Source organism: Aeromonas sp. (genome assembly GCF_050633025.1).
Taxonomy (GTDB): domain Bacteria; phylum Pseudomonadota; class Gammaproteobacteria; order Enterobacterales; family Aeromonadaceae; genus Aeromonas.
Map to the genome: position 1 here is coordinate 19,647 of NZ_JBODRQ010000028.1, position 12,532 is coordinate 32,178.

A 12,532-nucleotide genomic window follows, 5' to 3' on the forward strand; every position below is an offset into this window, starting at 1 on the left:
CGGAGCAGAGGTCATGACTAAGATAGGGGGCTCTTGATGTCTCGATTTGGAAGGGAGTAGGAAATGGAGTTAGTACTTGGCCCACTGGAAGCCCGCGTCATCGGCTGTCTGATTGAAAAAGAGATCTGCACCCCGGATCAATATCCCCTCTCCCTTAATGCACTGGTCAACGCTTGCAACCAGAAGAGCAACCGCGAGCCGGTGCTAGAGCTTTCCGAGCTCGATATCCGCGCCGTGGTGGACGAGCTGATCCGCAAGCGGCTGGTGGTCAACACTGCAGGCTTCAACGCCCGGGTGCCCCGCTACCAGCACAGATTCTGCAACACCGAATTTGGCGAGCTGAAATTCAGTGCCCAAGAGCTTGGCCTTGTCTGCGAACTGCTGCTGCGCGGCCCGCAAACCCCGGGGGAGCTGCGCTCGCGCACCAACCGCCTCTGCAGCTTCGATGATGTCACCGAAGTAGATGCGGTGCTGACCCAGCTCATCGAACGTGGCCCCTACGTGGTCAAGCTACCGCGCGAGCCGGGCAAGCGCGAATCCCGCTACGCCCACCTGTTTAGCGGCGAAGTGGATATTCAGGCGATGATGGATGCCGCTCCCGCCGCGGCCTATGCCTCCCCTGCCGCCGACCGCCTGAGCGAGCTGGAGCAGGAGGTGAACGAGCTCAAGAGCCGTCTCGCCGCCATGGAAGCGCGGCTGGCAGCACTGGATGGTCAGGGCTGATCGCCGTTACCATCGCCAATCTCTATCAGGGAGCCGGGGCTGATGTCCCCGGCTCCCTGCGTTTTTTTATCGTGAGGACGTGCCCGTGATCACCCTGATTAAAGAGTCTGACCACCAGAAGATGCCCTGGAAAAACCAGCAGGGCACTACCAGCCAGATCCTCATCTCCCCGAAGGGGAGCAGCCTTGCCAAACTCGACTTTGACTATCGACTGAGCTCGGCCCCCATCAAGAGCGCGGGTCCCTTCTCCCCCTTTCCCGGCTATCAGCGCATTTTGCTGCCGGTGAGCGGGGCAGGCTTTGTGCTCAGCGGTCACCCCTACGCCACCTTCGAGGCGGCGCACTTTAGCGGCGATGAGGAGACCCACTGCGAGTTGCTGAAAAAAGAGGTGACCGATCTGGGGCTTATCTACCATCCGGATCGCATCAGCGCCAACGTGCGGGTGCTGAACCTCCCCTTCCCGCTGACCCTTACCCTCGAGCCAGAGAAGACCTACCTCTGTCACCTGCTGAGCGGCCAGCTGTCCGTGCAGGGCAAAGAGGTGGCTATCAACGAGACGCTGGTGGTGACCGGGGAAGAGAGCATTCACTTCGAATGCCAGAAGAAGACCGCCATCGCCTTCTTTACCCTGCAGGCCAAATAGCGCAAAAGTCGGCGGTGTGCAGTCATGCCACGCCACACACAAACAGCAGAGATGAAAAAGCCGGGAAATCCCGGCTTTTCTATTGAGGCAACCGGCTCGATGCCGGTCAGCACCTTAGTTGACCTTGAAGGAGCCCTTCATCATGGCGAAGTGGCCGGGGAAGGAGCAGAAGAAGGTGAGATCCTTGCCCGCCAGACCGTCGGTCTTGAAGGTGACGCTGCTGCTCTCGCCGCCACCGATCAGCTTGGTGTGAGCCAGTACACGAGGATCATCCTTGGGCAGATAGCCGTTCTCGGCCCCGGCGCTCATCCCGGCAGTTGCCACGGTCTGATAGTCGGCGGTGCTGGCCAGCACCCAGTTGTGGCCCATGGCGGTCACGGGCAGCTTGCCGGTGTGATTCAGGGTGACCGTCACCTCCTTGCAGGTGGCCGGCACGCTCATCTCTTTGAGGTTGTACTGCATGGCATCATTGCCTTCGATGACCAGTGCACACTCATCCGCCAGCACAGGGGCAGCCAGGGTACTCAGAAACAGCAGGGTAATCGCCTTTTTCATCATCTTCTCCTTTGATTGGCAATGGATGGCAACGACTTGGCGGATGCGGTTAACGCTTCGCAAAGATGCCGTCTAAATCGACCTTCATTTTACTCAATTGTCTTCAATCGGCTATGGCTTTTGGCCAAAGCTGCGGGCCAGGTCACCAGACAGTGCTCTACTCGCCACTCTCTCCCTCACGGATGGACGATACGACCCGCTCCCGCCACAGGTTCAAAACTGTTTAATTTTATCTGCTCTTTTCCCTCCGATTGCCCCCATCAGGGCTCGCCCGGCGGGCGCCCCTTGGCTAAGCTAGCGCCCCGATATGAACCTTCTCCAGATGAGAGCGCCGGATGATTGCGATAACCCCCGTGGCGGCCCTGCGCGGCCTGCTGCTGACCCTGCTGCTGGCGCTGGCCGGCTGCCAGCCCACCCCGCCAGCCCAGACCCGTATTCAGGGCAAGACCATGGGCACCTACTATGTGGTGACCCTGAGCGATAGCTACCCCGGTGGGGAGCCCGCCCTCAAAAGCGACGTAGAGAGCCTGCTGGCCCGGATGAACAAGGAGATCTCCACCTACGATCCGGGCTCGCTCATCTCCCGTTTCAATCAGGGGCCCGCCAACACCCCGTTTGCCATCCCGCCCGCCATGGCCATCATAGTCCAGCAGGGGATGGATGCCGGTAAGCTGACCGACGGCAAGCTGGATGTGACCGTGGGCCCGCTGGTCAATCTGTGGGGCTTTGGCCCGGACAAACGGCCGGTCAAGCGGCCCGATGAGGCAGCCATCGCCGCCGCCCGCCACAAGGTAGGCATCGACAAGCTGACCCTGACCTCGCAGGGTGATCACTTCCTGCTCGAAAAAACGATCCCGGATCTCTATCTCGACCTCTCCACTCTCGGCGAAGGGGCGGCATCGGATGAAATCGCCGCCCTGCTCGAGGGCAAGGGGGTACACAACTACCTGATCGAAGTGGCCGGTGCGGTGCGCAGCAAGGGCAACAACAGCAAGGGCTCGCCATGGAAAGTGGCCATCGTCGAACCTTCCGATCAGCCGGGAGCGTTTTCCGATATCGTCATCCCCAACGGCATGGCGCTCAGCACCGCGGGCAGCTATCGCAACTATTACGAGCTGGATGGCCAGCGTTACTCCCATATCATCGACCCCGCCACCGGCCAGCCGGTCACCCACAAGCTGGTCTCCGCCAGCGTCATCACCCCGACCGCACTGGAGGCCGACGCCCTCGATACCGCGCTGATGGTGATGGGGCCTGAAGTGGGGATGGCATTTGCCAAACAGCACCAGCTGGCGGTCTATCTCATCATCAAGACCGAACAGGGGTTCAAGGCCGAGTACACGCCGCAATTTACTCCGTATCTGGCAAGTAAACAAAACTGATCCGCAGGCCCCAAACCACGGGGTCTTGTCTGTTGCTGGATCAGACGGCGAGATGCTGTTTGCAATCGACCTCAGGCCAATTGCCTCTGTATACGCTTTGGTGGCACACTTTCCCTCATCAACCCGCAGCGCCTCGATCCAGACAGATGCAGACACCGGAACAAGAGCCAACAAAACAGAGCCCAGCCAAGACCCAGCGCATTCTGATGGTCAATGAACAGCGCTCGTTTCAGGTCATGATGAAGGCAATGCTGCTCAATTTGGGCATCAACAATCTCACCTTCTCCAATACCGCTGAAGATGCCCGGCGCCGCTGTCAGAAGGGCAGCTTCGACATCTATCTCATTGATTACGATCTGGGGGGCGGCGAAAATGGCCGCCAGTTGCTGGAGAGCCTGCGCGACCAGGCGCTGATCCCACCCCAAAGCGTGGTGATCATGGTGAGCGGCGACAACTCCCGCGCCATGGTACTGAGCGCAATCGAGTCTGAGCCAGATGAATACCTTATGAAACCCTTCTCCCAGGAGCAGTTCTCGTTTCGCATCAAACGGGCCCTCGCCCGCCGTCAGGCACTCGCCAGCGTTTTCAGCGCCATGGCGGCAAATGACCTGCCAGCCCTTATTACGGCCTGCGCCGAGCGGGCCGATGCTGTGCCCCGTTTTGCCAACTACTGCCGCTGCCTGCAGGCCGATATCTATCTCAAGCTGGGTCAGGCGCAAGAGGCTCGCGCCCTGATGCGCCAGCTGCTGGCCGGGCAGGAGAACAGCTGGGCCCGCCTGACACTGGGCAAAGCGTGCAACACACTGGGACTCCATGAAGAGGCGGTCAACCACCTGCAGGCAACCCTCAAAAATAGCCCGCTGATGGTGGAGGCTCACCTCTGGCTGGCGGAATCCCAACTCGCCCTCGGCAACGATGAACTGGCACAGCAAGAGCTCAGACGGGCGGTGGATATCTCCCCCCAGTCGGTGCAACTCTCCCGCCGGCTGGCGGAGGTGTGCCTGCAGCGCCACGACTACGCCCAGGCCAAAGATGTCCTGATGTCGCTGATCGACCTGTCGCGCAACTCAATCCATCGTACCCCCCACTATCTGGGGGCCTATATCCAGACCCTGACCCTCTACGCCCTCAACAGCAACGACAGCTACCACATCGCCAACCTGCAAAAGCAGGTCAATACGGCTCTATCACGCATCCGCGATTCACTGATGATGTCGGAATTCAACTACCCGGTGTTCGAACAAATCTGCCAGGCACGGGTGCAAATTGCGCTGGGTGAGCTGCTCAAGGGCAAGAAGATGCTCTATCGCGCCAACCAGAACTGGCTCGATGAGCCGGCCACCATGCCTCCCGCCCTGCTCGGCGAGACTATTCTCGCCCTCTACCAACTCGGCGAGTTCGAATATGCCGAAAGCCTGCAGAGCCAACTGGCAGAAGACGAAGACCGTTTGCTCACTACCTGCATTCAGGTGACCCGGGATGACAAGACGGTGCTGGAGCGGCGCCAGCGCTACCAGCAGCTCAACGATCTGGGGATCAAAGCCTATCAGAACGGTGAGCTGGAGCAGGCCCTCGGCCACTTTCGCGAAGCGCTGCGTCGAGCCCCAGCCAATACCGGTGCGGCCCTAAACAAGATCCAGGTGTTGCTGCAACTGATGCAGAAAAACCGCAAGAACCCGGAGTTTGCTGCCGAGTGCAAGGATACGTTGGAGGTGCTCGATGGCATTCCCCTCAACCCGGCCCAGCAGGATCGTTTTCGCAAGCTGCGTCAGGAGTTCAACCAGTTCAGCTAAGACGCCGCCACGCCTCCTTTTCCCCGCCTATGCTGAAACCAGTTCGGCAATGCGAGGGAAACAAAGATGGCGATGTGTCGTTATCTGGTGGCCGATGGCCGCCACTGCAGTGAAGAGGCTGGCGAGCACGATCTCTGCCACTGGCATGATCCCCACCATACCCATCAGGAAGCCCACACCGCCGAGGCGCTTGAACAGTACGTTCGCGCTGGCGGTCTCTGCCACGGCCTGCAGCTGTCACGGGCCAATCTGGCGGGTCTCAATCTGGTCAACAAGGAGTCCGATCAGGGATTTTTGCTGGAGCAGTGCAACCTCTATCGCGCCAACCTGCGCGGTGGCCACCTCTACGGCCTGCGCATGAAGGGCGGCAGCCTGATGAAGGCTGATCTGAGTGATGCCAACCTCCAGTGTTCCACCCTCGATGACGTCAACCTGCTCGGCATCCGCTGGCACAACACCCGGCTCGACAACATGCAGACCGGCAAACGGGTGATGCAGGATCGCAAGGGGCGCCGCGAACGGGATCCCAAACAGGCGCGCATCTGGTTCAAGGAGGCGGAAGAGACCTACCGGGATCTGCGCAAAGCCTCGGAGGCGCAGGGGATCTTCACCATGTCTGGCAACTATATCCAGCAGGAGCTCACCATGCGCCGCCTGCAACTGCCATTCTGGTCGACCCAGCGCTTCACCTCCTGGGTGGTCGATCTCTTCTGCGGTTACGGCGAGGCCCCGATGCGGGTGGTGCTCTTCTCGTTGCTGCTTATCTTTATCTGCAGCATTTTTTACTTCTTCTGCGGACTGCATTTTCAGGGCGAGCACCTCATCTACCAGCCCGGTGCCCCGCTCGAGCAAAATGCCATCTTCCTGCTCGAATGCCTCTACTACAGCGTGGTCACCTTCACCACGCTGGGGTACGGCGACTTCACTCCGGTCGGTCTCTCCAGGATCTTCGCCGCCTTCGAGGCCTTCACCGGCAGTTTTACGCTGGCACTGTTTGTGGTGGTGTTTGTCAAGAAGATGACCCGCTGACGCTTCACCCTGTCAACCGGGTCAGACACTGGTGCTGACCCGCGCCCCGAACTTGCATCCACCGCCGATTCCTAGTCCAATAGCCACTTATAAAAATGACATGAGCATCCCGGACATGAAGATCATCTCTTTCAATATCAACGGCCTGCGCGCCCGTCTGCACCAGCTGCAAGCCATTATCGACAAGCACCAACCCGATGTGATCGGCCTGCAGGAGATCAAGGTGCACGATGAAGCCTTCCCGCTGGCCGATGTGGAGGCCATGGGCTATCACGTGGAGTTTCACGGACAGAAGGCCCACTACGGGGTCGCCATCATGAGCAAGCAGAAGCCGGTCAAGGTGGAAAAGGGCTTCCCCACCGATGATGAAGAGGCCCAGCGCCGGATGATCATGGCCACCTTCGAGCGCGAAGACGGCGCCCTCATCAAGGTGATGAACGGCTACTTCCCGCAGGGTGAAAGTCAGGATCACGAGACCAAGTTCCCGGCCAAGCAGAAGTTCTATGAAGACTTGCAGCACTATCTAGAGACCCATCACACCCCGAGCGATCAGCTTGTGCTGATCGGGGATATGAATATCTCCCCCACCGATCTCGACATCGGCATCGGTGAGGCGAACCGCAAACGCTGGCTGCGGGATGGCAAGTGCTCCTTCCTGCCCATCGAGCGCGAGTGGATGGCCCGTCTGGAAGGATTCGGCCTGACCGACACCTTCCGCGCCGCCAACCCTACCGAGTGCGAGCGCTTCTCCTGGTTTGACTACCGCTCCAAGGGCTTTGACGAGAATCGCGGCCTGCGCATCGACCTCATCATGGCCTCCGACGCCCTCAAAGACACTGTGACCGAGACCGGTATCGACTATCAGCTGCGCGGCATCGAGAAACCCTCAGACCACGCCCCCATCTGGGCCTGCTTTGCCTGAGTCCGCGCATCCGACACATAGAAGAGGGGGAGCCATCGGCTCCCCCTCTCGTTGCTTTTTCTCTCTTAAGGGGCCTCCCCTACCCAGACCGAAACTGCTCCTGGCTTGGTCTTGAACTCTGCCCAACCATCGTTATTGGCGCACACCTTATCGCTGTAGCGACCGGTAGCATCGCGGAAGCAGCGATTGCGATGACGCGGCCCTATCTCCATCCACTTGCGCCCCTCATAGCCGTTGTCGGTCATGAGCACGGCAACCCCCTGCGGGTGGGCACTGTCCCCCTCGCGGGTCCAGCCGATCACATCCCGATCGTTAAGATAGCTGCGCTGGGTACCATAGGCGTGGTCGCGGCGCACCTGCAAGAGGGTGTCAATCACCCCCTGCTGGGAAGCGATGCGGATGTCGTGCTCCTGCCCATCCCGCCCCTTGTCTCGGTAACTGGCGCCGTAGTAGTCGGCGTAGAAGAGATTCGGATACCCCTCCTGGCGCAGCAGGATGAAGGAGTAGGCCAGCGGCTTGAACCAGTCCAGTACCGGTGACTCGAGCATCTGCAGCGGTTGGGTGTCGTGATTCTCCACCAGGGTCACCGCATGGGCGGGGTTGGACTGCATCAGGGTGCCATTGAGCAGACTGCCCATGTCGAAGTTGCCATTCCCCCGTGAGGCATTGTGGAAGTTCAGATGCAGAGGGGCATCGAACAGGGCCATGCGATAGCCGGTAGCCTTCAGGTATCCCTGCAGCTTGGCAATGTCGTAGTCCCAATATTCGCCGACCGTGAAGAGTCCCTTGCCGGTACTGCCGCGCACTCCGTCGAGCCACACTCTGAAGAAACTCGCCTTGATGTGTTTGACTGCATCGAGTCGGAAGCCATCGAGGGAGGCAGTATTCACATACCAGCGACCCCAGCGCTTGAGCTCAGCAACGACCTCGGCATGATCCATATCGAGATCCGCCCCCATCAGGTAGTCGTAGTTGCCAAATTCGCCGCTCACTTCACCATCCCACTCCTTACCGGAGCCACGGAACTTGAAGATACTCTTCTCACGCTTGGCATCATCCCAATCTACCCCGTCAAAGTGGTACCAGCGCCACTTGAAGTCGGAATAGGTGTCACCACGGCCCGGGAAGTCGAAACGGGTCCAGGCACTGATCCCGATATCACCGCCATACTCCTGATTGCGGTTGTTACCCTCCACCCGAACGGCAGTAACGGCTTCGGTCTGCTCGGCGCCGAACTTGTGGTTCAACACCACGTCCGCATAGATCTTGATACCCGCGTTATGGGCACTCTCAATCGCTGCCAGGTACTGCTCCTTGTCACCATAGCGGGTTCGCACCGACCCTTGCTGGTTAAACTCGCCCAGATCGTAAAGATCATATGTGGCATACCCCACATCCAGTGAACCGTCAGCGCGGATCATCGCCTTGCTTGCCGGCGGCAACCAGAGCGCCGTGATCCCCTTGCTCGCCAGCGAGGCCGCCTCGTTGGCCACCTTGGCCCACAGGTTATCCTCCTGGGTGTTGTACCAGTGGAAGTACTGCATCATGACCCCGTTGGCCTGTGCTGACGCCCCATCCCCCTTGATCGACAAGATTTTGTTCTGCAGATCGTGAGCATCGAGCTCAAAGCGATAGAGACCAGGCGCAACCACCCGGATCAGGATCTGCCCATCATCACCGGCATCTTGCAACGCCAATCCGCCGTCAGCTGCACTCACATCGCCATACCGGAGCTGGATCCTTTTCCAGTCAGCTGAGGCAATTTTGAAGCGATACTCACCCGGTTGCAGGAAGAGATCGGCGCTGTACTTACCGTTGCCAACATACGAAAACGCAGTCCCTGACTGCCAATCGGTAAGGCTACCGCGCAGATAGATTGCATCCTCCCCGTAGGGGGGCAAAACCTGAGGCGGCGCATCAGGGGCTATGATGGTGAGCCTGGGTTGGGCCGGGTTGGCAAGACTCAGCGTGAAGCGGTAGGTACCGCTCGCCAGCGCCTCGATCTGCACATTGCCGCCGACGTTGCGCCACGGCAAAGACCCGAAACCGGCGCTGAGGTTGCCGGCACCGAACTGGGGATCCCAGTCGCCGCTGGCCATCTTGAGCTCGTGGGAACCTGCCGCCAGCGTGAGGCTGGTCTCATAGACGCCCGCGCCCTTGTAGATCATGGAGGTCGAAGCATCCCAAGGGGTCTTGCTAAAGGAGCCACGCAGGAAGAGGGGCTCGCCGCCCACATCCATACCGGTCCCCTGCTCACCCTGCTGGGGTTTGACAAAGACCACGGCGCTCAGCCCCGGGATCACCAATTCTCCCCCCTCGACACGGGCTGCCCGTAGCCGCTCATCACCTCCGGCCTGCTGCCGCGGGTGCAGGATAAACGACTCGGCCCCTGGGATAGGCACGCGTTGCTCCCAGATACTGGCGTTGATGGCCACCGCCAGCGCCTGATAGGCAGGATCAAGATCCGCCCCCATCGCCACGCCATCATCCACCGTCATAACGATGGTACCGGGACGGGCCTGACTGCCAAGCGCATGGAAACGCACTCGCTTGAGGACCTGCTCGGTCTCGCCAAGGCGCAGCAGCTCGCTTCCGGCGCGGATAGCCAGTAGCTCCCGGAAACGGGCATCACTCCAGGCGATCTCGGCCGGGCCAACCTGGGTATTGGGGTTGGCGATGATGCGGCCGATCCAGACCCAGTTGCTGCCATCTTTGTCCTGACGGGGCAAGCCAACGTTCCAGTTGTTCCCTTGCTTGCTGAAGTCGACCCGGTTGTACCAATCCCCCGAATCATAACTGTCCCGCTCCATGGATTTGGAGCGCAAGATCTCCGACCCCATGTGCAGGAAGGGGACCCCCTGCCCGAGCAGCACGGGGGCGAGCCCCACAATCTGCATACGGGCCCGATCCTGCGGCGACACCTCCTCCTTTGCCTTGTACTGGTTGATGTCCCACAGGGTCTGGTTGTCGTGCTTGGAGACATAGTTCACCGCCTCCTGAGGGTCAGCCGCATAGCCTGCGCCGTGGCCACCGAATTGGTAGTCACGCCCCAGCACCGTCCCTGCGCCCGTGGGCAAGGGGTAGGTCTGCAAGTTAGCGGCCATACCCAGCCGGATCAGGTCCATCTTATTGCCCATGGCATCGAAACGATCGCCGGCATTGGCAAAGCCGGGGGTTGCGTTCATGGGATCGGAGTGATCGCCACGCACCGCATCACGCAGCCGGTCGTTATAGGTGCCGATGCCGGTACCAGCCATGTTCCACTGGCTCGAGTTGATACCACGTGCGTTATTTTGCACCTCGCCAAAGTCCCATCCCTCCCCATAGAACCAGGTATCGGCATCGACGCGCTTCACCGCATCGAAGGCCTTGACCACGCTGGACTTCATCAGGTGACCCATCAAATCGAAACGAAAACCATCGATCTTGTACACGCTTGCCCAGGAGACCAGACTGTCGCTCACCAGCTTCTCGAACATGCGGTGCTCGGAGGCTGTGTTGTCGCAGCAGGTGGAGCTCTCCACCAGGCCGTTGTCCGGATTGCGTCTGTAGTAGTAACCGGGCACCACCTTGTCGAGTACAGATGTGTTATAGAGGCTCGAGGAACTGGTGTGGTTGAAGACCACATCCTGCACAACTCTAAAGCCCATCTGGTGCAGGGCCTGCACCATGGTGCGGTACTCGCGGATCCGGGGCAGGCCATCGCTCTCGACCGCATAGCTCCCCTCGGGGGCATTGTAGTGGTAGGGATCGTACCCCCAGTTGAAGCCATCTTTCGGGCGGATCTCCGCAAGCAGTGCCTGGACATCGCCGCTGGCAGGATCGAGCCCCTCCAGCACACTACGCAAGGTACCGCTGCCCGCCTTGGCGCAGAGCGCCGCCTTGGGGTTTAGCCCATGGGCCGGGTCGCACAGCTTCCTCACATCATCGTCAAGATCCATGCGTCTGGCTGGCTCCTCCTCAACCGAGGAGAGATCGAAGCTCGGCAACAGATGTATGGTATTAAGACCAGACTCCCGCAATGCCTTGAGGTGCTTCACACTGGCCCGCTCCCCTTCCGTGAAGGCGAGATATTTGCCGTTGAATGCTGCCGTTCCCTCCTTGTCCGAATTACTGAAATCGCGGATATGGAGTTCGTAGATGATGCTGTCTTCCGGCTTGGCCAGAGGGGGAATGACCTGGGCATCCCAACCGGCCGGTCTGGCCTGCTCCCCATCCAGATCCACCAGCTGCGAGAAACGGCTGGCGGTACTCAGGGAGACAGAGTAGGGATCCGTCGTCGTCACCCGCTCCAGTTTGCCGGTCTTGTAGTGGAAACTCTCCAACTGATAGCGGTAGAAACTGCCCTCCAGACTGGCATCACCATCGAAAGCCCAGATTCCTGTGCTGGCATCTTCTGTCATGGCTACCGGGGACTGGGGCAAGGGGCGTTTTTGTGCATCGTAGAGATAGAGCTCTACCTTGCGTGCCGTTGGCGCCCAGAGGCGGAAGCGGGCCACCCCCTCATCGATCCAGGCACCGAGCCTGGCCTCATCGGCATCGTTATCACCCCGGGTATAGAGGGCATCGATAACAAAGGGGGTCTGTACTTGAGTGGCCGCAATGGCCTTGCCCTGTGCATCCACCGCAACCGCCAACAGAGGCTGCTTGAGCATGGCTCTGGCCTGCTCCGCCGTTGTGTTCAGGGTGAAGCGAGAGCGCCCCTTGAGATGAGGGAAACGCGCATCCGCAAGTTGCCCACCGGCACTGAGCACAATGCGCTGGAAGCGCTCTGGCTGACCCAACTCACCCTCACCAGCCCAGATCTCGTAATGGTCAGCGCCAAGGGGGGCATTCCATACCAGAGTATCGAGATCGAGCCAATGGGCAGCAGCTCCCGCCACAACAACAGGGATCTCGGGCTGGGACTGGTAGTAAAGGGTGGCATTGCCATCAAAGGTATAGGCGGTATTACCACGCGCCAGATCCAGATAACTATCCCCACTCCAGGCCCTGAGCTCCCCTTTGTGGATGACAAAGTTAACGCAACGCCCATGCGCTGGCTTAAGGGGAATGGTAAAGCGAATGCCATCAGGCCCGGCACTCCCGCTCGTCCCTTGTGGGCTACTCCACTGGGTTTCGCTCACCACGCTGTCACAGTTCCCATTGTTCCAAAAATGGATACCCCACCCTTCATAGTTGCCATCGCTGCGGCGATAGTTGATAACGGCTTGCTCATAGCGCGGCAAGGCGCCCGAACTCCCCGTGGGTGTTGAGTCAAGGCTGTCAGGAATGCCATCGCCATCATCATCACCGGACGCAACATCCCCCCAACCATCTCCATTGCTGTCGCGGGTCTCGAAGCGATCCAGCGGGAAGGCATCCTGTTCATCGGGGACGCCGTCGCCATCCTGATCCGGCCGCTGGCTCAGGCGAGGATCGTCCGGAAAAGCGTCGGCATCGTTATTGACCCCGTCACCGTCGCGATCGGTGTCTTCTGCATCGG

At 59.9% G+C, this 12,532-nt stretch carries 8 protein-coding genes; 6 read left to right on the top strand and 2 right to left on the bottom strand.

The window, feature by feature from the left end; genetic code table 11:
- The first annotated feature begins 63 nt into the window (after positions 1-63).
- The gene (locus ACRAUW_RS06025; RefSeq protein WP_346197893.1) at positions 64-723 is read left to right on the top strand and encodes a YceH family protein; all 660 of its coding nucleotides are present in this window, start codon (positions 64-66) and stop codon (positions 721-723) included.
- Between the two features lie 85 nt (positions 724-808).
- Positions 809-1,366: a HutD family protein gene (locus ACRAUW_RS06030; RefSeq protein WP_431361563.1), complete on the top strand. Its 558-nt coding sequence runs from the start codon at positions 809-811 to the stop codon at positions 1,364-1,366.
- A gap of 114 nt (positions 1,367-1,480) precedes the next feature.
- On the opposite strand, the gene azu is transcribed toward ACRAUW_RS06030, so the two are convergent.
- Complete coding sequence (gene azu, locus ACRAUW_RS06035; RefSeq protein WP_005337768.1) at positions 1,481-1,921, bottom strand: azurin; 441 nt, start codon at positions 1,919-1,921, stop codon at positions 1,481-1,483.
- A gap of 335 nt (positions 1,922-2,256) precedes the next feature.
- On the opposite strand from azu, the gene ACRAUW_RS06040 reads away from it, so the two are divergent.
- The 4 genes from ACRAUW_RS06040 to xthA all read left to right on the top strand — a co-directional run bounded on the left by ACRAUW_RS06040 (position 2,257) and on the right by xthA (position 7,047).
- Positions 2,257-3,303, top strand: a complete 1,047-nt coding sequence (locus ACRAUW_RS06040) for an FAD:protein FMN transferase (protein ID WP_431361564.1) — start codon at positions 2,257-2,259, stop codon at positions 3,301-3,303.
- 146 nt (positions 3,304-3,449) lie between these two features.
- The gene (locus ACRAUW_RS06045) at positions 3,450-5,096 is read left to right on the top strand and encodes a tetratricopeptide repeat protein (protein WP_431361565.1); all 1,647 of its coding nucleotides are present in this window, start codon (positions 3,450-3,452) and stop codon (positions 5,094-5,096) included.
- 66 nt (positions 5,097-5,162) lie between these two features.
- Entirely contained in the window at positions 5,163-6,125 is a 963-nt protein-coding gene (locus ACRAUW_RS06050) for an ion channel (RefSeq protein ID WP_431361566.1), read from the top strand.
- Positions 6,126-6,240: 115 nt separating this feature from the next.
- Positions 6,241-7,047, top strand: a complete 807-nt coding sequence (gene xthA, locus ACRAUW_RS06055) for an exodeoxyribonuclease III (protein WP_431361567.1) — start codon at positions 6,241-6,243, stop codon at positions 7,045-7,047.
- A 65-nt stretch (positions 7,048-7,112) separates the two neighbouring features.
- Here xthA and ACRAUW_RS06060 read toward each other — a convergent pair.
- The coding region (locus ACRAUW_RS06060; RefSeq protein WP_431361568.1) for an alpha-amylase at positions 7,113-12,532 on the bottom strand (5,420 nt) is incomplete at its 5' end.

Coding starts and splice junctions, on each gene's coding strand:
- ACRAUW_RS06025 (WP_346197893.1), top strand. CDS start 64: ATGGAGTTAGTACTTGGCCCACTGGAAGCCCGCGTCATCGGCTGTCTG.
- azu (WP_005337768.1), bottom strand. CDS start 1,921: ATGAAAAAGGCGATTACCCTGCTGTTTCTGAGTACCCTGGCTGCCCCT.
- ACRAUW_RS06040 (WP_431361564.1), top strand. CDS start 2,257: ATGATTGCGATAACCCCCGTGGCGGCCCTGCGCGGCCTGCTGCTGACC.
- ACRAUW_RS06045 (WP_431361565.1), top strand. CDS start 3,450: ATGCAGACACCGGAACAAGAGCCAACAAAACAGAGCCCAGCCAAGACC.
- ACRAUW_RS06050 (WP_431361566.1), top strand. CDS start 5,163: ATGGCGATGTGTCGTTATCTGGTGGCCGATGGCCGCCACTGCAGTGAA.
- xthA (WP_431361567.1), top strand. CDS start 6,241: ATGAAGATCATCTCTTTCAATATCAACGGCCTGCGCGCCCGTCTGCAC.